Source organism: Marinobacter piscis (assembly GCF_007671655.1).
GTDB classification, from domain to species: domain Bacteria; phylum Pseudomonadota; class Gammaproteobacteria; order Pseudomonadales; family Oleiphilaceae; genus Marinobacter; species Marinobacter piscensis.
The window spans coordinates 438,740-461,534 of record NZ_VCGX01000001.1; the positions used below are offsets into that span (position 1 = coordinate 438,740).

A 22,795-nucleotide genomic window follows, 5' to 3' on the forward strand; every position below is an offset into this window, starting at 1 on the left:
TTAATGTCGTGTTGCGCCGTTTTCGCGCACCCAATAGGCGGTCCCGCCACAAACGGCTGCAGGAACCACAAACAGATTCAGTACCGGCACCATGGCTGCAAGAGCCACTGGCAACCCAAAGCCCAGGGCTGACAAACGGGTATCAGCCAACAAATGATGTAACGCCTTGAAGCTCACCTTGTGGTTATCTGCAGGGTAGTCCACATACTGCAGCGCCATCATCCAGCTGTTAAACAGAAACCAGAGTACGACCGCAACCAGGTTAACGACCGGAATCATACCAATGACAAACAGCCCTGCTGCCCGGGGCAGATAGTAAACAATCTTATGTACTTCGCGTGCGAGCGCCCGCGGGATATCCTTGATAATGGCTGTCCAGTTATCATCAGGGCTGACCTCCTCGCCGGTGAGGTGCTTTTCAGTGAGCTCTGCAAGATAACCGTAAAAAGGCGACCCTATCAGGTTGGCTACAATCACAAAGCCGTACGCCAGCATAAGCAGGATGACGGCGCCGTACAGAATCCAGAACAGCCAGTCCAGTGACTGCAACCAGGCCCAATCGGGCAGCCAGCCCATAGCGGCCGCAATCAGGGCACTGAACAACTCACCCAGAAAATAGAACAGCAGCCCGAAGAGGAATATATTGATAACCAGCGGAATCAAAACAAACAGCCGCAAGCCCGGCTGGCGTATGAGGCGGAAACCTTCACCCAGGTAACCCAGCCCGCGAAAAAAACTACCTCTGAGCATCGCCTATCGGCCCTCCGCTTCAATGACAGTGACGGGGCGCAAAGCATATCATGTTGATAATCTCCACACAGCCAGCAAACTCTGATGGATCTCACTGATGGCGACACTCAAACACCACCTGATGACGTTACTGCACTTCCAGCCCTTGTGGCGCACGGGCCTGTTGCTTTCAGTGATTGCTATCGGCTTTCTGGCCACCACCGCCAGCGACTACCCCGTTCCCTCCGCCCCCAGCGACAAGGTTAACCACCTGATCGCATTCCTTGAGCTCACCGTGGTGACACGGCTGGCATGGCCGAGCCTCCGCGCCATTTGGTACGTGCCGGCACTTCTGGGTTTTGGCCTGGGGATCGAGATTGTACAGGCCAACCTGCCTTACCGGGAATTTTCTCTGGCTGATGTAGCGGCTGACGGTGTGGGCATTCTGATCGGACTTCTTCCCTGGCCCGGCACTCGCTCAGGCAAACGAGACGTAAGAGATTCCCCCGACACTGTGTGAGACATCTCTCACACCCCTGTGAGATATCCTTGTGAGTTGGCGTACGCGCACGCCTCAAGAATTACGGACAGACTCACAACAGACTGATATAAAAGTCTTTATCTCAACAGCCACAAAAGGTATGTCGAGTAAGCGTGCATGGATCACATGTTTCCATACGCCCAGGCGGTATAGTTAACCTGTCACGGAATGACAGGGAAAAGGACGCTGCAAAGGACGCACCCCGGCAAGGACTGCAGGGAGAAGCAAGGACACCAGGAGGCCCGGCTTAAGGGACAATGATCTGGATAACCGGCTCGGATGCTGGCACCAGGGAGTGGCTCAGGGATTCGCAACACGGACGTTGCTCGTAGCGCAAGGATGCGCCGCTTTTAAAGCAGAGAAGCCACATATCCGCTATACTGCCGCTTCATTCTGGCAAGCGACTGTATTCTGAAATGGCAAGCCGACCCGATACCGACGACTACCTGTCACTGTTTCTGAACGATACCCCTCTGATAGATGTGCGCGCCCCTGTGGAATTTACCAAGGGGAGTTTCCCGACTGCCGTAAGCATGCCATTGATGAATGATGATGAGCGGCACCAAATAGGTATCTGCTACAAAGAAAAGGGGCAGGATGCGGCTATCCGGCTTGGCCATCAGCTGGTATACGGTGACCTCAAGGCCCGGCGGATTAACGCCTGGAAGCAGTTTGCCGCAAACCATCCTGAAGGCTACCTGTTCTGTTTTCGTGGAGGCCTGCGCTCCCGGCTTACACAACAATGGATCAGGGACGCCGGAGCAGACTATCCCCTCGTCAAAGGTGGGTATAAGGCTTTACGCCGGTTCCTTATCGACAGCCTCGAAAGGCTCGCCGGGTCCTGCGAGCTGCGCATCATCAGCGGCCGCACGGGCACAGGTAAAACCCGGGTTCTGAAGCAACTGCCTAACCCGATCGACCTGGAAGGGCTGGCTAATCACAGAGGGTCCAGCTTCGGCCACCAGATAACGCCTCAGCCATCACAGATTGATTTTGAAAACCGCCTGGCCATTGCGTTTTTGAAAGCACAGCATCTGAAGTCCGGCCCGGTCTATCTGGAAGATGAAAGCCGCCTGGTTGGACGGTGTGCTCTGCCCGACGCTCTTAAAGAAAAAATGGCGTCTGCACCCTTGCTGATTCTTGAGCGGTCTCTGGAGGACCGCACACGAATCATCCGGGAAGACTACGTAGACGACATGACCGCTGCTTACTTAAGCCGTGATGGCGCAGAAACCGGCTGGCAGAACTTTAATGAGTATCTTCTCGGCGCGCTCGATCGTATAAAAAAACGCCTGGGAGGCGCGCGTCACAGCCAGCTGCGCAAACTGATGGAGCAAGCCCTCGCCCACCAGGCCAGCAGCGGCGAAACCGATGCGCACAACGAATGGATCCGGCCCCTGCTACAAGATTATTATGATCCAATGTACGATTACCAGCTCAGCAAAAAACAGGGAAAAGTTCTTATCCGTGGAGACGCGGATACTTTGATTGGGTGGGCCAGCAACAACTCCTCCTTGTGATTGACTGCTATCAGCAAAGATCACTGGTATACCCTCACCGCTTTGTCTGCTATAAGTTGCCACCAGACCGATAACACCGGATCTTTATTTACCGCATGAACTTTCAACAACAGGAGCCTACAAGGAGCCCCTATGGAAAACTTATTCAGCGCTGACGGGCGCGCCTCTGAGTATGTAGACCAGGCCATTGCGCTGGTCATGAGTTACGCCCCGAAAGTTTTGCTGGCGATTATCACACTGATTGTTGGCCTGTGGCTGATCAACCGCTTTGTCCGGATTCTGGATACCAGACTCGGCAAAAAAGACCCCACATTAAATAAATTTTTGTGTGGTCTGATCAGCGCTGTTCTCAAGGTTCTCCTGTTAATTTCTGCCGCGTCCATGGTGGGAATTGCAACCACATCATTTGTCGCCCTTGTGGGTGCTGCCGGTCTGGCGGTTGGCCTGGCTTTACAGGGCAGCCTCGCGAATTTTGCCGGTGGCGTGCTGATCCTGATTTTCAAACCCTTCAAGGTCGGCGATACAATTGAAGCTCAGGGCTTTTTAGGGGCTGTAGACGAGATCAGTATCCTCTATACCATTGTGAACACCTTTGATAATCGCAGAATCGTTATCCCGAACGGCAGCCTGTCCAACGCAACTCTGGTGAACGTAAGCATTTACAACACCCGTCGTTGTGATATGACCTTTGGTATCCGCTACGGCGATGATATAGATAAAGCCAAAGCCATACTTCAGCGTCTCATGGAAAGCGACGAACGCTCACTGACCGATCCAGAGCCAAGAATCTGCGTAGGCAGTCTGGGCGAAAACTCTGTTAATCTGATGTTCCGGGTCTGGGTCGCCACGGATGACCTGTGGCCGTACTACTGGGACATGCACGAGAAAGTCCGGAAGGCGTTTGATGAAGAAGGGCTTCGCGCCCCCCTGCCTCAGCGTAACGTTAATATGCAGCAGGTTGAGTGAAAACAGTCACCACCCTTATTGTTACAACCCAGTACTCGCAAAGTCTGCAACCTGAGCTAAGCTGACCGTAATGGCAGGGCCAAAGCGCCCTGCCAGGTCGCCGCCGGAGCAGTCCAGGCGTTAAGTGAACTGCTTCGGGTTGCTGTCATTGCTGGTAGGAGGCTGTCACTATGCCGATACAGCAGTTGAAAGAATGCCTTGATCAGGCAGGTGTTGACTACATGTGCCTTACACATCCACCCGCGTTTACCGCCCAGAAGCTGGCTCATCACGTAAAAATTGCCGGTGACAAGGTGGTCAAAACGGTCATCATTGAGCTGGACGGGAAAATGGCCATGCTGGTTATGCCCGCTACCTGGCGGGTGCGCTGGGACAGCCTTTCCCGCATTCTGGACACGGATTTTGTTGACCTTGCGGATGAGCAGGCATTCGCCGACCGGTTTCCAGAGTGCGAAGTCGGGGCTATGCCTCCTTTTGGCAACCTGTTCGGAATGACCGTGTACTGCGCGGAACCTCTGACAGAACAGGAGGAGCTTGCCTTTGCCGCAGGCAGCCATACTGAAACTGTACATATGAAAACCCGGGACTTCCTGGAACTGGTGCAGCCCATGGTGCTCAACGGCGGCTTTATCAGGCCCGGGGCCAGAAGGCCAGCCTGGCTGAAAAAAGGTCGCCGCCAACCGGAAATACGCGAAAAGCAGCGGATACCGGAAATTGCGGGCTGACCCGGGCGCTTGTCTGTTCTATGCCATCGCGTAAACTGTGGCTATCAGACAGGAACCCGATATGACTCAGGAATTTGATATTGTAATTATAGGCGCCGGCATGGTCGGCGCCGCTCTCGCGGCCGGCCTTGGGCACGAGGGCTTTCGTGTTGCAATGGTTGACCGCGCCCCGGGCCCGGAGTTTGATCCGGAAGCCGCTCCCGATATACGCGTGTCCGCCCTGAGCGCAGGCAGTGAACGCTATCTGCAGAGCCTGGGCGCATGGCAGAATATCCTCAGCATGCGCGCAACCCCCTACCGCCGCCTTGCTGTGTGGGATGAAGCCGAACACCCGCTGAGCAATCTGATACCGCGCACAGCAAATCACGTGGAATTCGATGCCGCCAGGCTGAATACACCTCACCTTGGGCACATCGTGGAGAACTCGGTGACGCAGAAGGGCCTGTGGCAGGCTGCAGAGGCAGAGCCCACGGTCACCATCCTCGCCGGCAGCGGTGTCTCTGGCATTACCCAGACAACTGAGTCTGCAACCGTTACGCTTGAAAACAGTCAGCAACTGACGGCAACTCTGGTCATTGGCGCCGATGGTGCACAATCCCGGACGCGGGATATGGCCGGCATCGGCGTTACCCGTAATCAGTATGGCCAGCAGGCCATGATCATTTCTGTGCGCTATCAGGGCCCGGTACAGGACATCACCTGGCAGGGTTTCTATCCTTCCGGCCCCAGAGCCTTTCTGCCGCTATACAGTGCCGGAGCAGCGCACCCGGGCGAAAGCCGGGCATCGCTGGTCTGGTACGATGCACCTGAAGAGCTCGCCCGCCTGAAGAGCCTTTGTAATGAGGCATTGATGACGGAGATCCAGCAGGGCTTCCCCGCAGAATTGCCTCAGCTTACCCATATAGAAGCCCGGGGGAGTTTTCCCATCGCCCGGCAGCACGCCCGGCAGTATTCCGCAGGCCGGATTGTGCTTGTAGGGGACGCGGCCCACACCATCAACCCCCTGGCGGGCCAGGGTGTGAACCTGGGCTTTCAGGATGCGCAATGCCTGCAGAATCTTCTGAAGGACGCCCGCAACGCAGGCAAAGGCCTGGCCGATGCATCCGTACTGAGCACCTATGAAAAGCAGCGGCGCCCCGCCAACCGGCGCATGATGTATGCGATGGATGCCTTTTATCACCTGTTCAGTAACCAGACCCCACCCCTGCATCTGATCAGGAACCTGGGCCTTGGGGCAGTGCGCGCCCTGCCTTTTGCCCGCGATCAGGTTGCCCGCTACGCTATGGGGGTCGATGATGAACTACCGGCAGTTATCCGTACGCTAACCAGCAGATTACCGGGCTTAAATCAGCTTTGAGTACATAAGTCACGATAAATAAAAGGAAGTCATTATGTCCGAGACGCTTTTTACGAAAATCATTAACCGCGAAATTCCGGCGGATATCGTTTATGAAGACGACATCAGCCTGGCGTTTCGCGATATTAACCCACAGGCGCCGGTGCACCTGCTGATTATTCCGAAAAAGCTCATTGCCACGATCAATGATATCGAAGAGGCAGATCGCGAGCTGGTTGGTCATCTTTACTGGGTTGCGGCCAGGCTCGCCAAAGAGATGGGTTTTGCCGAAGACGGCTATCGTACGGTGATGAACTGTGGTGAAAACTCCGGCCAGACCGTGTTCCACATTCATCTTCACCTGCTGGCCGGCAAGCCCCTGGGCTGGCCCCCTTATACCGACAAAATGAAGCAGGCCTGAGCAACCGGATCCCGGGCATTGTGGGGCTTAACGTCCCACAACCCGCTCTGCTTCCTCCACCGAGGTATGGCGAACATCCTCTCCCTTGACCATGAAAATCACGTTTTCGGCAATGTTGCAGGCATGGTCCCCGACCCGCTCCAGGGCACGCAGTACCCACATCACCGACAGACAGCGGGAAATGTTGCGGGCATCCTCCATCATGAAGGTCAGCAGGGTACGGGCTGCCGCCTGATACTCTTCATCGACGCGCTTGTCTGCTTTCATTACCTGTAAAGCCAGGCCGGAATCCAGCCTGGCAAACGCATCCAGTGAATCATGAAGCATGTCGGTTACGTGGGCGCTGATATGCCGTACCTCCCCATAACCCTGAGCGGAGCGCCCTTCCTCTGAGAGCCTGATTGCAAACCTGGCAATTTTCTTGGCTTCGTCCCCCACCCGCTCTAGATCCGCCACCATGCGGATTACTGAGATGACCAGCCGCAGGTCGCGGGCAGTAGGCTGCCGGCGAGCGATGATCAGCATGGCTTCTTCATCAATATCCATTTCCATCCTGTCCACCCGTTTGTCTTCGGACCGGATCTCTTCTGCCAACGCATCATTCGCTTCGATCAGTGCCTTAACCGCACTATCAACCTGGGCTTCCACCAGGCCGCCCATCTTCAGGAAACGGGTTTTCAGGGCCAACAGCTCATCGTTGAACTGGTTGGAAATGTGGTTTCCATATACGTCATCCCTGCTGGCAGTCATCGTCTGTCTCTCCTTTGTTAATCGTGCACATCAGCCGAAACGGCCGGTTATGTAGGATTCCGTCAGCTCATGTTCCGGCGTCGTAAACACCCTGCTGGTGTCGTTCACTTCCACAAGATGACCCAGATGAAAGTAAGCGGTGCGATTGGATACCCGCGCAGCCTGCTGCATGGAGTGGGTGACGATCACAATGGTGTAATTTTCAGATAACTCGGCAATCAGCTCTTCAATTCTGGCTGTGGCTATAGGATCCAGCGCCGAGCAGGGCTCATCCATTAACACCACCTCCGGGCTGACGGCAATGGCTCTGGCAATACACAGCCGCTGCTGCTGGCCACCGGACATACCGGTTGCCATGGCACCCAGGCGATGCCTGACCTCCTCCCAAAGACCCGCTTTGCGCAGACTGTTTTCCACAATGTCATCCAGGTCGGACTTGCGATTGGCAAGACCATGAATGCGCGGGCCATAGGCAACGTTGTCATAAATGGATTTGGGAAACGGGTTGGGCTTCTGGAAGACCATTCCCACCCGGGCCCGCAGCTCCACGACATCCCGCCCGGGGCTGTAAATCTCCTGCCCATCCAGTTGCAGTGAGCCTTTGATCCGACAACTGTCGATACTGTCATTCATCCGGTTCAGGCAGCGCAGAAAGGTCGACTTGCCGCACCCTGATGGCCCGATAAACGCGATGACTTCGTTACGCGCAATATCCAGGCTGACATTTTTGATGGCTGGGTTTTCACCGTAAAACACCTCTACATTTCGCAACTGAAACCTGGGGTTAGCCGTAAACGGCATTCCGACTGTTTTTCCAGGCTCTATCACGGTTTCAGCCGGACGCTCATCCGGGGCTGACACCTCTTTCAGATTCGGCATATCCATCTCTTTAACAACGTCTGAATTCATGGGATTAGTTATCGTGCCGAGGCGCATGGTTTCTTTACCAGCGGCGCTCCAGGCGCTTACGTAACCATATAGCGAACGCATTCATAGTAATCAGGAAGGCCAGCAGAACCATGATGCCGGCGGAGGCCAGCTCCACAAAGCCCTGCTCTGCACTGCCCGCCCAGATAAATATCTGCACGGGCAGCACAGTGGCTGAACTGAAGAACCCGTCTGGAATCTCAACAATGAATGCCACCATGCCAACCAGCAAAAGCGGTGCGGTTTCACCCAGTGCCTGCGCCATACCGATAATGGAGCCCGTTAGCATACCGGGCATGGCCAGAGGCAAAACGTGGTGGAGAACCACCTGCATTTTCGACGCCCCTATGCCCTCGGCCGCTTCGCGGATAGAGGGAGGCACACTCTTGATCGCTGCGCGGCTGGAGATAATGATAGTGGGCAGTGTCATCAGGGCCAGCACCAGGCCGCCCAAAACAGGAACCGACCTGGGCATACCAAATACGCCAATAAATACTGCCAGGCCCAACAACCCGAATATGACGGACGGTACAGCAGCCAGGTTGTTAATGTTGACTTCGATAAAGTCCGTAAACCCGTTACGCGGTGCAAACTCCTCGAGATAAACCGCCGCGGCCACGCCCACCGGAAAGGCAATAACCAGGGTAATACCCATGGTCAGCAAAGACCCGACCAGGGCGCCGAGAATGCCGGCGTTGGACGGCTCCCGTGAATCCCCATTGCTGAAAAACACATCGTTAAACCCGTTGTCGATTACGCCTTTACGAACCAGCTCATCCGTCCAGCGTTGCTGCTGTTCGCTCAGACGTATGGAGTACCCGGGGTCGCCCGCATGCTTTACGTATACCGATACCGTATCGTGGGCCGGAAACTCAATGGTGCGGGTGCTGCCCAGCAAGCCGGGGTTTTCCTTCAACAGATCACGCACCTGATTGCTGGCATAGCTGCCTGTCATGCGGCTGAGCTCCCGCTTGTCCGCACGGCTGACCGCGTCCGGAAAATACCCTTGCAGGGCTTTGATGATGGGTGCCTGAAAATCGGCCATGGCAATCTGATCCGGGTCCGAGGCGTCGTTCAGGTACATCAGCTCTCCGTCCAAATGCACCTCAAGGGTCACGGTGGTTTTGATGAAACCGGTATACCCCTTGCTGATAATGTCCGTAAACAGGATCACCAGTGAAAACAATGCAACCGCAATGGCGGCTATGCCATAAAAGCGGAAGCGACGTTCTTTACGATAGCGACGCCTGAGCGAGTGGCGGACAAGCTCCGCCTGCGAGCCTGGATCAGTCATATTGTTCCCTGTATTTACGCACGATCTTCAGTGCGATCACATTCAGCAGCAGCGTTACCATGAAGAGCATCATGCCCAGGGCAAACGCAGCCAGTGTCTTGGCGCTGTCGAACTCCTGATCACCGGTCAGCAAAGTGACAATCTGAACCGTCACCGTGGTGACTGAGTCCAGCGGATTGGCGGTCAGGTTTGCGGCCAGTCCGGCGGCCATCACCACAATCATGGTTTCACCGATTGCCCGGGAGGCAGCCAGCAAGATACCGCCCATAATTCCGGGCAGGGCCGCCGGGAAAATCACGCTTTTCATGGTTTCAGACTGGGTGGCACCCAGCGCCAGAGAACCATCCCTGAGGGTATGCGGAACGGCATTGATGACGTCATCAGACAGCGACGACACAAACGGAATAATCATGATGCCCATCACCAGTCCCGCCGCCAGGGCGCTCTGGGAGGAGGCTTCAAGACCCAGCATCAGAGCCAGATCACGGATAAACGGTGCGACCGTGAGCGCGGCAAAAAAGCCATAAACCACGGTGGGCACGCCCGCCAGCATTTCCAGCATGGGTTTAACCACCGCCCGCACCCGCCGGCTGGCGTACTCGGAAAGATACACAGCCGACAGCAGGCCCACCGGCACAGCAATCATCAGGGCAATGGCGGAAATCATCAGCGTGCCGGTAAAAAGAGGGATAATGCCAAACGCTCCCTCTGACCCTACCTGATCGGCTCGTAGCGCCGTTTGCGGGCTCCAGCTGGTACCAAACAGAAACTCGGTGACCGGAACCTTGCCAAAGAAGCGAACCGTTTCAAAAATAACGGAAAAAACAATGCCGATGGTGGTAAGGACCGCAACCGCTGCACACATAAAAAACAGGCACTGAAGGATACGCTCCACACTTTTGCGGGCGTTGATGTGTGGTGCAATCCTTGTCCAGGCAAAGGTGCCGCCAAGAACAGCAACCAGAATGACCAGCAACGTCTTGAAGCGACTGCTTTGCTCACGCAGCTCCTGCAACAGGGTTGCAGCCCCGGAAACACCCTCCGGAACCAGGGCCGGGTTCAGCTTGCCGGCGGCGAGATTACTGATCTGGGAGAGCCTGAGGCTCGCCTGACCATCGGTTTGTGGTGCCAGCTCAGCCGGCAGCGAAGCCATTACCCTGCCCTGAATGACCTGGCCTTCAAAGGCGGCCCAGCAGCCCAGAATAACCAGCGCCGGAAGCGCACACCAGAGTGCGGCTCTGGCGGCATAATACGCCGGCAGGGCCTGGAGATTGCGAATGCCACCCAGAGGCGCTGCCACGGCCCGGGAACGCCTGTAAGCAAGCCCATAGGCCACCGCGGCAAGCACCAGAACCAGAGGCAACAAATCAACTGTCTGCATGGCTATCTCCCTGATTCATCGCCCCTGTTACTTGCCAGGCTGGCATTAAAGCTCATTGCCCGTCATCGGCTTGAGCTTCCGGACCGCTTTCGCGGTGTCCATGCGCACATCGCGGGGGTTAGGTATCAGCCCCACATCCACCAGATAACCATTGTCGCCCCAGGCACCTTCACTGGTGAATTCCCGGGCGTACTCCGTAATGCCCGGTACGACGCCGGCGTGAGCATTTTTGATGTAGAAAAACAGGGAACGGGCCACCGGGTATTGCTCAGCGGCGATGGTATCCGGCGTTGGCCCCACCCCATTAATAGTAGAGGCCTGGATCTCACCACTGTTTTCCATCAGGAAGCTGTAGCCGAAGATGCCCAGCATCTCTTTATCCTGAGCAAGGCGCTGAACGATCAGGTTGTCGTTTTCGCCGGCTTCAATAAAGGCACCGTCTTCACGCATGTTGTGACAGATACCGCGCATGTCTTTCTTCTCCAGCGCCTTGATAAACTCAAATGTCTTGCAGCCACCTTCCATGGCGATTTCCACGAAGGCATCACGGGTGCCCGACGTTGGCGGCGGCCCCATCACACGGATGTCTTTGCGTGGCAGGCTGGTGTCGATATCGCTCCATTTCGCATACGGATTGGCAACCAGCGTGTCACCGCCTTCAGGGTCCGGAACGTCCTTGGCCAAGGCCAGAAACACCTGGCGCAGGCTCAAGTCCATTTGCTCCGCTTCCCGGGAATTGGCAATAACAATACCGTCAGCACCTATTTTCACTTCGGTAATGGCCTCTACACCGTTGCGCTGGCACATCTCGAATTCGCTGGATTTCATCCGGCGCGAGGCGTTGGTAATGTCCGGATGCTCAGTACCTATGCCGGCACAAAAGAGTTTGAAGCCACCGCCGGAACCGGTTGATTCCAGCTTGGGCGTCGGGAAGTCGGTACTACGTCCAAAGCGTTCTGCAACAACCGTTGCAAATGGATAAACCGTTGACGAACCCACAATGTTTACCGTGTCCCGGGCCAGGGCCGAAGCGGAAACCAGAGAAAGTCCGCTCGTGAATGCAGCGATAGCAATCGCCTTATAAGGTTTAATCACATCAAATCTCCATCCGTCAGTTATGTTGTGATCAGCACCGGTTTACTGATGGATGAAGATTAGAATGTCTGTATGACAGTCAGGTTACAGTGAGTGAAATATTTTCCAGAAGCTGGAAATAAGCTTGCAGCCACGAGCCAGCTCGTTACCATGCTAAGAAAATAATTCCAGCGACTTATAAAGGCAGGCTTCATGACGGCGTACGATGACGATAAACCCAGACCCCGCGGCGACCTGGTTATTCAGATTGTTCCCTTACCGCAAGACACCAACGCCAACGGCGATGTGTTCGCCGGCTGGCTGGTCAAACAGATGGACATTGCAGCGGCGACCCTTGCCGGACGTATTTCCCAGGGCCGCAACGCTACCGTCGCCATGGATGGAATGGAGTTTCTGTCACCTCTACGGGTTGGTTCCCAGGTAGGCTGTTACTGTGAGCTGGTCGACATAGGCCGCAGTTCAATGAAAATCAACGTGGAAGTGTGGACCCTGGATCGTACGTCCCAGCATCCACGGAAAGTGACCGAAGGCCGGTTTGTGTATGTTGCCATTGATGAACATGGCCGTATTCGGGAAGTGCCCGCGCAGCCGTAATCATTCAGGCTGCGCTTGCAGGTTACCAGGGCAGCTCTTCCCCATTGCTATGCCAGAAAGAGCCGGTGTTTTCCAGGTTCAGGCTATCAATCCGCTCCGCCAGGCCACGAACGGCGTCTTCCGGGGTAATCAGCCCACCAAAGTTGACCATGCGGGTCTTTACAAATCCCGGGTGCAGCTGTGCTACGGCAATACCTTTGGGTTTCAGGTCCACCGCCAGGGATTTACCAAAGGCATTCAGTGCCGCCTTGGAAGCGCGATAGCCGTAACGACCTCCGGAGTCGTTATCCGCAATCGACCCCATGCGACTGGTAATATTGGCGATTTTGCTGCCCTGCCCCATTAACGGCAGCAGCGCTTCGGCCACGCGCAAAGGCGCATAGGCATTGATTTCCATTTGCTTGCGGATGGAATCAAAATCAATGCTCCCCAGAGGCTCGTCCTGCATCAGGCCGGCGTTGTTGATCAACAGGCTGATGTGCTTACCGGCAAGGCCGTTCTTGAGCTTGTCGATACCGGCTTCGCTGGTGACATCCACATCGTCGATGACGTCGCTGGCCACACTCGCCAGTTCATCCGATGTCTGCCGGCAGACCCCGACCACCTGATGCCCCTCACGGGCATAATGACGCGCCAGTTCCAGGCCAATGCCCCGATTGGCACCGGTAACCACGACCACTTTTGATTCAGACATACCTTCTCTCCTCACTGAGTTGATTATCACTGTCCGGCAACCATACCGAGAGCAGGGCCGCAATGGCTACCAAGGCGGCTGAAACCCACAAACACGCTACCAGTCCGTAAGCCTGATACACCCAGCCAGACAAAACCGTGCCCAACAAACGACCACTGGCGTTGGACATATAATAGAACCCCACATCCAGCGACACACCGTCGCCCCGGGCGTAGCTGACGATCAGGTAGCTGTGCAGGGATGAATTAATGGCAAACACTACTCCAAACAACAGCAATCCGCCGATAACCACCAACTGTGCCGGCCAGCCAGCCATGAGTACGCCCGCAATTACCGCCGGGACCACCGCCAGCACGGCTGCCCAAAGCACGGCGCCAGCTTTACCTCTGGAGTGCCCTGTGACTCGTGGCGCGATGGTCTGGATCAGGCCGTAGCCGATCACCCAACTGGCCATAAAACCGCCCACCTGCCAGTGATCCCAGCCAAAGGTACTGGCCATATACACCGGCAGAGCCACCACAAACCACACATCCCGCGCACCGAACAGGAACATCCGGGCCGCCGAGAGCACGTTAATGGCCCGGCTTTTGGAAAGTATTTCCCGGAACCTGGGCTTCGCCTTACTCTTGCCCAGGTCCTGTCCAGGCAGGAACAGGCTGGCCAGCCACACCAGACTCAGAGCCATGGCCATCAAAATGACCGCGCCTTTAAAGCCCGCAGCCATTAACAACACACCGCCCAGGAAGAACCCCACCCCTTTCAGGGTGTTCTTTGAGCCGGTCAGGATGGCCACCCACTTGTACAAGGTGCCCTGCTGTTCATCCGGCACCAGCAACTTGATGCCACTTTTCGCGGACATCTTGTTCAAATCCTTGGCAATACCGGACAAGGCCTGTGCGGCCATCACCCAGGGCACCGTGAGTATGGCCGCTGGCACCGCCAGCAGGGCCAGCGCCACAACCTGCAGAAACAGTCCGATATTCATGGTGCGGTTCAGGCCCATACGGGCGCCCAGATAACCACCCACCAGATTGGTCACTACCCCGAAGACTTCGTAGAAAATGAACAGCAGGGCGATTTCCAGCGGTGTATAACCCAACTGGTGGAAGTGCAGCACCACCAGCATACGCAGGGCGCCATCGGTCAGGGTAAAGGCCCAGTAACTGCCGGTGATCACCAGATACTGACGGATGGCTGCATCCATGTCAGGCCAGACCTGCCTTACGCGCGAGTTCTGCGGTGCGATTCGCGTACCCCCACTCGTTGTCGTACCAGGCGTATATTTTTACATGGGTGCCATTGACCACCAGAGTGGACAGGGCATCAACGATGGAAGAACGGGGATCGGTCTTGTAGTCAATGGACACCAGCGGACGCTCTTCGTAGCCAAGGATACCTTTCAGCTCGCCCTCGGCGGCTTCTTTCAATAACCGGTTGACTGCATCTTTATCCGTGGGGGTTTCCACCTCGAACACGCAATCCGTCAGCGAGGCGTTGGTGAGTGGAATCCGCACCGCATGGCCATCCAGTCGGCCCTTCAGTTCCGGGAAAATCCCGATGATGGCGGTGGCCGAGCCGGTGCTGGTAGGAATCAGCGAGCTGCCGCACGCCCGGGCCCGGCGCGGGTCTTTGTGGGGCGCGTCAATAATGGTCTGGGTGTTGGTCACGCTGTGAATGGTGGTCAGAGATCCGTGCTTGACGCCCAGCTTTTCATGAATGACCTTCACCACCGGTGCCAGACAGTTGGTGGTACAGGAAGCAGCGGTAATGATGCGGTCGCGGGCCGGATCAAACACCTCTTCATTCACACCCAGCACAATGTTTTTGGCCCCCGCCTCTTTTACGGGAGCCGTGACGACGACCCGCCTGACGCCCTGATCCAGATAGCCCTGCAGGACAGCCACAGTCTTGTTCACACCACTGGCTTCAATCACCAGATCGCAGCCAGACCAGTCGGTATCGGCAATGTCCCTGTTGCGAGTCACCTGCAGACGCTGACCATCAATCAGCATATTATCGCCATTGGCTGTCGCTTCATGCTCCCAGCGGCCGTGAATGCTGTCGAAATTCAGCAAGTGTGCCAGGCTGGCCGCATCCGCACCGGGATCGTTAATCGCCACAAATTCAAGCTCTGGCCAGTCCCAGGCGGCCCGAAGCGCCAGCCGGCCGATACGGCCAAAACCATTAATACCGACCTTGATTGTGCTCATTACTGTCTCCTTAGGTAAATAATTGTCTGCATGGCCGGCCATGCACTCAGGGACACGATACGGCCGGGCGTTCAGCCATGGCCTGTAGCTTCGCCAGAGGGGATTCAAGCAAGGCGGTATTGGATCGCGCCGTCTCATCCAGAACCCCGAACACCCACTGGGGCAACCTGGGGTTAACAGAATAATACACCCACTGGCCCCGGCGCTCCGTTGCTACCAGAGCCGTCTCCCGCAAGATGGCCAGATGGCGGCTGACTTTCGGCTGGGACACGGCAAACGCTTCGGTCAACTCACAGACACACAACTCTTTCTGATCCCGGATCAGTAACATGGCTGTCAGCCGCAACTCGTCACTCAGAGCCCTGAACAGAGTAACCGGGCTGAAATCTGCCGGCTGCCCGCGAGTATCACTTTCAGGCAAAACACCTTTATCTCTCATATGTGTCGTTCACGCTCTTGAACATTCGTTTATCCATATATATGCTTTAAGCGATATTAGGTACCGATGGTAACAAAGTAAAGGCACCATTATGAGCAGCACCGAAACCGCAGCAGCGCCGAGCAACTCAGAAGGCATGGATTTGTTCGGGCGCTACCTGTCGGTCTGGGTAGCGCTGGCCATTATTGCCGGAGTGGCTCTCGGCCAGTTTGCGCCTGTGGTGCCTGAAACCCTGGCCCGCTTTGAATACGCTCAGGTATCCATCCCCATTGCCATTCTGATCTGGGCAATGATTTTCCCGATGATGGCACAAATCGATTTCAGCGCCGTGGTCGGGGTGCGCAAAGAGCCCAAAGGGCTGGCCATTACTACTACCGTGAACTGGTTAATCAAACCCTTCACCATGTTTGCCATCGCCTGGTTCTTCCTGATGGTAGTCTTCAAGCCGTGGATTGCTCCGCAACTGGCCAGCGAATACCTGGCCGGGGCCATTTTGCTGGGAGCCGCACCCTGCACGGCTATGGTCTTTGTATGGAGTTATCTGACCAAAGGCGATGCCGCCTATACCCTGGTGCAAGTGTCCCTGAACGACATCATCATGCTGTTCGCCTTTGCGCCCATCGTGATGCTTCTGCTGGACATTTCTGACATCCAGGTGCCCTGGGATACGGTGATACTGTCGGTGGTGTTGTACATAGTGATTCCCTTAACCGCCGGCTACCTCACCCGCCGCACTCTGACCGCGCGCCATGGCCAGCAGTGGTACGATGATATGTTCCTGAAACGCCTGGGGCCGATTACTCCGGCTGCACTGATCATTACCCTGATACTGTTGTTTGCCTTTCAGGGCGAGGTGATTCTGGAAAACCCGCTGCACATTGCCCTGATTGCTGTGCCGCTGATCATCCAGACGATGCTGATTTTCTTTCTGGCCTACGGCTGGGCCCGGCTGTGGAAGGTACGCCACTGTATTGCTGCGCCAGGGGCAATGATCGGTGCCAGTAATTTTTTTGAACTGGCGGTTGCTGCTGCCATCGCTCTGTTCGGCCTGCAATCCGGCGCTGCACTGGCAACGGTAGTGGGTGTGCTGGTGGAGGTACCACTGATGCTGGCCCTGGTGAAAATTGCCAATAAAACCCGCGAACGGTTCCCCGCCTGAACCGGCTTCGCAGTGCCCGGAACTGCCGGTTACCTGTTCACCGCAAGGCCACCCTGTTAATATCCTGCCCCATCTCTGCACAACTCTGAATAAAACCTTCTGACCCGATTGGACCCCATACCATGGATTTCCTACAGGCGTTGTACCTTGGCATTCTCCAGGGGCTGACCGAATTCCTGCCAATTTCCAGCTCAGCCCACCTTATCCTGGTTCCGGCTTTTTTTGACTGGGTGGATCAGGGCGTTGCCTTCGATCTTGCCGTGCATGTGGGTACCCTGCTTGCCGTGGTGACCTACTTTCGCAAAGACGTGTCCGGTATTGCGCGGGACGGCCTGATTTCCATGGGCCAGCGTCGGGTTGTCGGCCAGGGCGCTCTGGCGCTGTACCTGGTCATAGGCACTATCCCCGCCGGGCTTGCCGGGCTGGCGCTATTGGATGTTATTGATAATGAACTGCGGGCTGCAGAAATCATTTTTGCGACTACCCTGTTTTTTGGCCTGCTTCTGGGTGTTGCCGACTGGATGCCCAAACGCCGTCGCACCATGGACAGTCTGAACTGGAAAGACGCGTTGCTGGTTGGCATTGCCCAGGCGATTGCCCTTGTGCCCGGCACCTCCCGCTCCGGCATCACGATCACTGCCGGCCTGTTTCTGGGCATGAGCCGGGAAACAGCCTCCCGCTTCTCCTTCCTGCTGGCCATCCCCATCACGGCCCTGGCGTCTGCGGTAAAGCTCCTGGAAGTGGCGGCAGCGGATATGGCCGTCGACTGGAGTGCATTTTTAGTGGGCGGTGTGGTTTCTTTTCTGGTGGCCATTACCGCTATCCACTTCTTCCTGAAATGGCTTAACAAAGTGGGCATGTGGCCCTATGTCATTTACCGCGTAATTCTCGCCGGGGTTATTTTCGCGGTCCTGATGTAAGCGCTATTTAGCCTTGTGCAAGAAGCGCCGGCGGGGGCAGGGCTTTCAAAACTGTGCGGAGCCATGGATGGCGGAGCCCAAGCGTCACATGGACGTGCCGCAAGGAGCGTGTTTTGAAAGCCCTGCCCCCGCCGGCACTTCCGAAAGTTTTTAGCAAGCCTCCAGCGGTGCATAAGCCAATACCAGCCACTTGGCACCCTCATCGAAATTCACCTGCACCCGCGTGTGGTGACCGCTGCCCTCGGCGTTCATTACAACACCCTCGCCGAACTTCGGGTGCCGAACACGCTGTCCCAGGCTGAAACCGGATTCCTGCGCAGAGTCCTGGCTGAACAGACCTTCGTTGGGGCGATCCATCATGGCCGGGCGGGTCACAGTATTGCGTAAGCGCACCTCCTGCAGGCAATCGCCGGGAATCTCCCGCACGAACCGCGAGACAGCGTTGAACTTTTCCTGGCCGTACAAACGACGGGATTCGGCGTAAGTAATCACCAGCTTTTTCATGGCGCGGGTGATGCCCACATAGGCCAGACGGCGCTCTTCTTCCATGCGACCCGGCTCTTCCAGGGACATGTTATGGGGAAACAGGCCTTCCTCCACGCCTGCCAGAAACACCAGCGGAAACTCCAGGCCTTTGGCGGAATGCAGAGTCATCAGCTGTACACTGTCTTCATGATCTGCGGCCTGAGACTCACCAGCATCCAGCGCAGCCTGGGCAATAAACTCTGCAAGGGGGTCAACGCCGTCTTCTACCTCATAGTCGGCCAGTGCGCTGACCAACTCTTCCAGGTTTTCCACTTTTTGCTGCGCCTTCTCGCCTTTTTCATTAGCGTGGTAATCCTTCAGGCCGGACGCTTCAATGGCGTGCTTCATCAAGCCGTGGAGTGACGCTTCCTGTGCCAGCTCTGACAACTCCTCAATTATACGGATAAACGTCTGCAACCCCGTCTTGGCCCGACCTTTAACCTGACCGGCTTCAAGCATACGTTCTGCGGCTTCCCACAGGGAGATACTCTGGCCAGTTGCATACTCCCTCAGTTCCGCCAGGCTTTTGGCGCCTATACCCCGAGCAGGCAGGTTCACGACCCTCTCAAAGGCGGCGTCATCCCGGCGATAATGTACCAGGCGCAGATAGGCCAGTGCGTTACGGATTTCCTGGCGGTCGTAGAATCGCAGGCCGCCGTACACTCTATAGGGAATGCCCTGGCGCATCAGGGATTCTTCCAGTACCCGGGACTGGGCATTGGAACGGTACAGAATGGCAGATTCGCTGCGCAGGTTGCCTTCTTCCGCCCAGGCAGAAATGCTGTCGGCGATGTAGTTGGCCTCATCCTGCTCGTTAAAGGCAGCGTACAGGCTGATGGGCTCTCCCTCCACGCCATCGGTCCAGAGTTCCTTACCCAGCCGGCCCTGGTTATTAGCAATCACCGAGTTGGCGGCTTTCAGGATCAGTTGCGTGGAGCGATAATTCTGCTCCAGACGCACCAGGCGGGCGTTGGGAAAATCCCGCTGATACTGCTGAATATTCTCAACCTTGGCACCTCGCCAGCCGTAGATGGACTGGTCGTCGTCACCGACCACCGTCAATGGTACACGGTGACCGGCCAGCACCTGCAGCCAGGCATACTGGATGGTATTGGTATCCTGGAACTCGTCCACTAGAATGTGCTGAAACCGCTGCTGATAATGAGCAAGAATCTCCGGGCGGTGCAACCAGAGCTCATGGGACCGCAGAAGCAGCTCACCAAAATCCACCAGTCCGCTCTGCTGACACAGTTGTTCGTAGCTACGATAGATTTTCAGCATGGTGGAGGTGAAATGGTCCCCGGGATTCTCCTGAATATGGTCAGCTCGCAAGCCTTCGTCTTTCTGGCTGCTGATAAACCACTGGGCCTGTCGCGGCGGAAACTGGCTCTCATCAATACCCGCTTCCCGCATCACCCGCTTCACCAGTCGTAGCTGGTCATCACTGTCCAGCACCTGAAAGTTTTCCGGCAGGCCGGCGTCCTTCCAATGGGCTCTCAGCAACCGGTGGGCTATGCCATGAAAGGTTCCGAACCAGAGTCCCCACGCCGGGATATCCATCATCTGTTCAATACGGTGCCGCATTTCCCTGGAGGCCTTGTTGGTAAAGGTTACCGCCAGAATCCCTGTTGGCGGTACACGGTCCACCTGCATCAGCCAGGCTATCCGGTGCACCAGTACCCGGGTTTTACCGCTCCCGGCACCCGCGAGAACCAACAAATGATCGTTTTGCGCTGTAACCGCCTCACGCTGGGCATCATTCAGGGAATCAATAATGTGGGAGACATCCATAATGAACACTTTCGCTACTGGTTAAATGAACAGGTCGAAAGTATATCAGCCTTGGCGCCAGCCTGCTTTCCCACCCCCAAAAACGAAGAAGGCGGGCCCTTGCCCGCCTCAATTCTTTCTTGCTTATCTGGTGAATCAGAACCCGCGGGGCACTGTCTGCGCTTCGACAAACTCGAACAGCCCTTCCAGCCCACCTTCACGGCCGGTTCCGGACGCTTTCATACCACCAAACGGTGCTTCCGGGGTCGGGCCAGTGCCCGTATTCCAGCCCACGTGGCCAAACCTCAGGCCAGCAGCCACTCGCCGGGCACACTCCGCATCGCCGGTGAAGACATAGGACGCCAGCCCGAATTCGGTATCATTACCGGCTTCAATCACCTCGTCCTCGGTACGGAAGCTGACCATGGGTACCAGTGGCCCGAAGGTCTCTTCCTGGAAACACTCCATCTCCCGGGTTACGCCAGTAATAACAGTGGGCGGAAAGTACAGGTGTCCGTCACCCAATTCTTGCGGCTCCTTACCGGCCACCAGTGAGGCCCCCTTGCCAAGGGCGTCTTCAAGGTGCCGTTTTACTTTATCGAAGCCTGCCTTGTTGATCAGTGGGCCAAGGTCCACGTCCCCGGCTATACCATCGCCCACTGTCATTTTGTTTACCCGCTCTGCGAGTTTTTCAGCAAAGCTGTCCATCACTTTTTCATGGACGAAAATACGGTTTGCACACACGCAGGTCTGCCCGCCACCACGGAATTTATTACCAATCAGGTTATCGGCTGCGGCATCCAGGTCGGCATCGTCAAACACGATAAACGGCGCATTACCGCCCAGCTCCAGGGCCAGCTTCTTGACCTGATCAGCCGTATCCACAATCAGCTTACGGCCCACTTCGGTCGACCCGGTAAAGCTCAGCATGGGTACATCCGGGCTTTCACACAGAACCTTGCCAATCACACTGGCCTTGCCGATCACCAGGTTTACCATGCCATCCGGTAATTTGACGTGCTTATCCATGAGCCTGAAAAAAGCGATCATGGTCAGCGGGGTTTCACTGGCGGGCTTGATCACCGAGGGGCAACCCGCAGCCAGAGCAGCGGAAAGTTTTTTGGCAATCATGCCAATGGGGAAGTTCCAGGGTGTGATAAGCCCGGTCACACCGACGGGCCGGTAGTGGACTGTCCAGGTGCTGTTTTTGGGCTTTTCAGGAATAGTGTGGGCATCCAGAGCCTGGATATGCTTTGAACAATAGTCGAAAAAGCCGGCGGCGTAATCTACCTCGCCCTGGGCTTCATGCAGCGGCTTGCCGTGCTCCAGGCACAGAATCCGCCCCATTTCTTCCCGGTTGGCGGTGAGCGCATCCCGGATATCTTCCAGCCATTTTCTGCGGGTTTCAATGGAGTAGGGTTGCGTCAGACGCAACGCTGTCTGGCCAGCTGCAACAGCTGCTTTCACCTCGTCCTCCGACATGGAGGCAACCTGTGCTATCACCTTCCCCGTTGCCGGATTGTAAACTGCGAAGGTGTTACCCTGTTCATTATTTGTCCAGCGACCGCCGATGTAGCCAGTCAGCTTTTCCAGCAGTGGTGACTCGATCATTTCGGCTCCTAATCTCTCAATGTCGACACCTGGAAGGTGTGCAGTTGCGTCAATTGAATCTGTCTTCCATAGTGGATGCAGAATCTCTGCCTGTAAAGTCAGTGGAGCGGCTTTTGACCATTCTCGCCCACCCCCTATACTCAGAGAACCGGAAACCCTGGAGGTCGGATAATGAAAGCATTTTTCCATCCTACACAAGATGAACATACCCCTCAGACTTACTTCACCCGGGGGCAGATGCGCCAGCCCCAGGAAATACCGGATCGGACTCAGCAGATGCTGGAAGGCCTGAAGGAATCGGGCATACCGGTTTTGCAGCCAGCGGACCAGGGCGCAGGCCCGATTTCCAGAGTGCACGACCTGGGATACCTTCGTTTTCTGGAGTCGGCTCACCGCCGCTGGAAACAAATGGATGACTGGGGCGAAGAGGTTATCTCCAACATCTTTGTGCACTCCCCGAACCATTTACAGGGCATTCTTGCAGAGGCCGCCAGGTATCAGGCGGATGGTAGCAGCCCCATCGGTGCGCATACCTGGAAGGCGGCCTACTGGTCAGCCCAGACGGCACTGGGTGCGGCCGATGCCATTATGGCGGGTGACCGCACCGCCTATGCTGTATGCCGGCCACCCGGTCACCACGCCAGAAGGGATTCGGCCGGGGGGTTCTGTTACCTCAATAACGCGGCCATTGCCGCCGAGCACATGAAATCCCGGTTTCCGCGTCTGGTGATTCTGGACACAGATATGCACCACGGCCAGGGCATTCAGGAGATTTTCTATAACCGTAGTGATGTGCTTTATATCTCCATCCACGGCGATCCGACCAACTTCTACCCGGTGGTTACCGGCTTCGAGAACGAACGGGGTGAGGGTGAAGGCTATGGTTACAATATCAATATGCCCATGCCCCACGGTTCAAGCGAAGATGACTTCTTCAATAAGGTCGAAGAAGCCTTAACCGCCGTCAGACTGTTTCAGCCGGATGCGCTGATCCTGACCCTGGGCTTTGATATTTACAAAGACGACCCTCAGGCCAAAGTCTCGGTGACATCCGAGGGGTTCAGCCGGCTGAGCAAGCACGTGCGCGAACTCGGCCTGCCCATGCTGGTGGTTCAGGAAGGCGGCTACGACCTGGATACTCTCAGTGAAAACGTGCAGCAGTTTTTCCGGGGGCTGGCCGGTTAAAGC

Annotated in this window: 22 protein-coding genes; 10 read left to right on the forward strand and 12 right to left on the reverse strand. The window is 56.2% G+C overall.

Annotation, left to right across the window (positions count from 1 at the left end):
* Positions 1-750, reverse strand: coding sequence for a sulfate transporter CysZ (cysZ, locus tag FFI95_RS01955; protein ID WP_144820662.1), 750 nt, complete (start codon positions 748-750; stop codon positions 1-3).
* Positions 751-847: 97 nt separating this feature from the next.
* Here cysZ and FFI95_RS01960 point away from each other — a divergent pair, with 97 nt between their 5' ends.
* The 6 genes from FFI95_RS01960 to FFI95_RS01985 all read left to right on the forward strand — a co-directional run bounded on the left by FFI95_RS01960 (position 848) and on the right by FFI95_RS01985 (position 6,238).
* Entirely contained in the window at positions 848-1,249 is a 402-nt protein-coding gene (locus tag FFI95_RS01960; protein WP_144820663.1) for a VanZ family protein, read from the forward strand.
* Between the two features lie 437 nt (positions 1,250-1,686).
* Positions 1,687-2,790, forward strand: coding sequence for a tRNA 2-selenouridine(34) synthase MnmH (gene mnmH, locus FFI95_RS01965; protein ID WP_144820664.1), 1,104 nt, complete (start codon positions 1,687-1,689; stop codon positions 2,788-2,790).
* 132 nt (positions 2,791-2,922) lie between these two features.
* Positions 2,923-3,756 (forward strand): mechanosensitive ion channel family protein, encoded by an 834-nt coding sequence (locus FFI95_RS01970; protein ID WP_144820665.1) that lies wholly within the window; start codon positions 2,923-2,925, stop codon positions 3,754-3,756.
* A gap of 170 nt (positions 3,757-3,926) precedes the next feature.
* Positions 3,927-4,481, forward strand: coding sequence for an aminoacyl-tRNA deacylase (locus tag FFI95_RS01975; RefSeq protein WP_144820666.1), 555 nt, complete (start codon positions 3,927-3,929; stop codon positions 4,479-4,481).
* A gap of 61 nt (positions 4,482-4,542) precedes the next feature.
* Positions 4,543-5,838 (forward strand): FAD-dependent monooxygenase, encoded by a 1,296-nt coding sequence (locus tag FFI95_RS01980; protein ID WP_144820667.1) that lies wholly within the window; start codon positions 4,543-4,545, stop codon positions 5,836-5,838.
* 34 nt (positions 5,839-5,872) lie between these two features.
* Positions 5,873-6,238, forward strand: coding sequence for a histidine triad nucleotide-binding protein (locus tag FFI95_RS01985; RefSeq protein WP_144820668.1), 366 nt, complete (start codon positions 5,873-5,875; stop codon positions 6,236-6,238).
* A gap of 27 nt (positions 6,239-6,265) precedes the next feature.
* On the opposite strand, the gene phoU is transcribed toward FFI95_RS01985, so the two are convergent.
* The 5 genes from phoU to FFI95_RS02010 all read right to left on the reverse strand — a co-directional run bounded on the left by phoU (position 6,266) and on the right by FFI95_RS02010 (position 11,685).
* A complete protein-coding gene (gene phoU, locus FFI95_RS01990) occupies positions 6,266-6,988 on the reverse strand; it encodes a phosphate signaling complex protein PhoU (RefSeq protein WP_144820669.1) in 723 nt (240 codons plus the stop codon).
* 30 nt (positions 6,989-7,018) lie between these two features.
* Positions 7,019-7,867, reverse strand: a complete 849-nt coding sequence (gene pstB / locus FFI95_RS01995) for a phosphate ABC transporter ATP-binding protein PstB (protein ID WP_246069337.1) — start codon at positions 7,865-7,867, stop codon at positions 7,019-7,021.
* A 64-nt stretch (positions 7,868-7,931) separates the two neighbouring features.
* Positions 7,932-9,209: a phosphate ABC transporter permease PstA gene (gene pstA / locus FFI95_RS02000; protein ID WP_144820671.1), complete on the reverse strand. Its 1,278-nt coding sequence runs from the start codon at positions 9,207-9,209 to the stop codon at positions 7,932-7,934.
* Positions 9,202-10,590 carry a phosphate ABC transporter permease subunit PstC gene (gene pstC / locus FFI95_RS02005; protein WP_144820672.1) on the reverse strand — a complete coding sequence of 463 codons (1,389 nt, stop codon included), beginning with the start codon at positions 10,588-10,590 and terminating at the stop codon, positions 9,202-9,204. Before pstC ends, pstA begins: the two co-directional genes overlap by 8 nt.
* A 45-nt stretch (positions 10,591-10,635) precedes the next feature.
* Positions 10,636-11,685, reverse strand: coding sequence for a substrate-binding domain-containing protein (locus tag FFI95_RS02010; RefSeq protein WP_144820673.1), 1,050 nt, complete (start codon positions 11,683-11,685; stop codon positions 10,636-10,638).
* A 192-nt stretch (positions 11,686-11,877) separates the two neighbouring features.
* Between FFI95_RS02010 and FFI95_RS02015 the strand changes: the two genes are divergently transcribed.
* Entirely contained in the window at positions 11,878-12,279 is a 402-nt protein-coding gene (locus tag FFI95_RS02015; protein WP_144820674.1) for an acyl-CoA thioesterase, read from the forward strand.
* 22 nt (positions 12,280-12,301) lie between these two features.
* Here FFI95_RS02015 and FFI95_RS02020 read toward each other — a convergent pair whose 3' ends face one another.
* Genes FFI95_RS02020 through FFI95_RS02035 form a run of 4 tightly spaced genes read right to left on the reverse strand, consistent with a single transcriptional unit; the run spans position 12,302 to position 15,622 of the window.
* Positions 12,302-12,973 (reverse strand): SDR family oxidoreductase, encoded by a 672-nt coding sequence (locus tag FFI95_RS02020; protein WP_144820675.1) that lies wholly within the window; start codon positions 12,971-12,973, stop codon positions 12,302-12,304.
* A complete protein-coding gene (gene arsJ / locus FFI95_RS02025; RefSeq protein ID WP_144820676.1) occupies positions 12,966-14,177 on the reverse strand; it encodes an organoarsenical effux MFS transporter ArsJ in 1,212 nt (403 codons plus the stop codon). Before arsJ ends, FFI95_RS02020 begins: the two co-directional genes overlap by 8 nt.
* 1 nt (position 14,178) lies before the next feature.
* A complete protein-coding gene (locus FFI95_RS02030) occupies positions 14,179-15,183 on the reverse strand; it encodes an ArsJ-associated glyceraldehyde-3-phosphate dehydrogenase (RefSeq protein WP_144820677.1) in 1,005 nt (334 codons plus the stop codon).
* Between the two features lie 46 nt (positions 15,184-15,229).
* A complete protein-coding gene (locus FFI95_RS02035) occupies positions 15,230-15,622 on the reverse strand; it encodes a metalloregulator ArsR/SmtB family transcription factor (protein ID WP_144820678.1) in 393 nt (130 codons plus the stop codon).
* Between the two features lie 91 nt (positions 15,623-15,713).
* Here FFI95_RS02035 and arsB point away from each other — a divergent pair, with 91 nt between their 5' ends.
* Both arsB and FFI95_RS02045 read left to right on the forward strand, forming a co-directional pair.
* Positions 15,714-16,781 carry an ACR3 family arsenite efflux transporter gene (gene arsB / locus FFI95_RS02040; protein ID WP_144820679.1) on the forward strand — a complete coding sequence of 356 codons (1,068 nt, stop codon included), beginning with the start codon at positions 15,714-15,716 and terminating at the stop codon, positions 16,779-16,781.
* Between the two features lie 122 nt (positions 16,782-16,903).
* Entirely contained in the window at positions 16,904-17,701 is a 798-nt protein-coding gene (locus FFI95_RS02045) for an undecaprenyl-diphosphate phosphatase (protein ID WP_144820680.1), read from the forward strand.
* A gap of 150 nt (positions 17,702-17,851) precedes the next feature.
* Here FFI95_RS02045 and uvrD read toward each other — a convergent pair whose 3' ends face one another.
* Together uvrD and FFI95_RS02055 are read right to left on the reverse strand one after the other, a co-directional pair.
* On the reverse strand, positions 17,852-20,017 hold the full coding sequence (gene uvrD, locus FFI95_RS02050; RefSeq protein ID WP_144820681.1) for a DNA helicase II: 2,166 nt from the start codon (positions 20,015-20,017) through the stop codon (positions 17,852-17,854).
* A 135-nt stretch (positions 20,018-20,152) separates the two neighbouring features.
* Entirely contained in the window at positions 20,153-21,607 is a 1,455-nt protein-coding gene (locus FFI95_RS02055) for an NAD-dependent succinate-semialdehyde dehydrogenase (RefSeq protein ID WP_144820682.1), read from the reverse strand.
* Positions 21,608-21,778: 171 nt separating this feature from the next.
* Here FFI95_RS02055 and FFI95_RS02060 point away from each other — a divergent pair, with 171 nt between their 5' ends.
* Complete coding sequence (locus FFI95_RS02060) at positions 21,779-22,792, forward strand: histone deacetylase family protein (RefSeq protein ID WP_144820683.1); 1,014 nt, start codon at positions 21,779-21,781, stop codon at positions 22,790-22,792.
* The last annotated feature ends 3 nt before the right edge of the window (positions 22,793-22,795 follow it).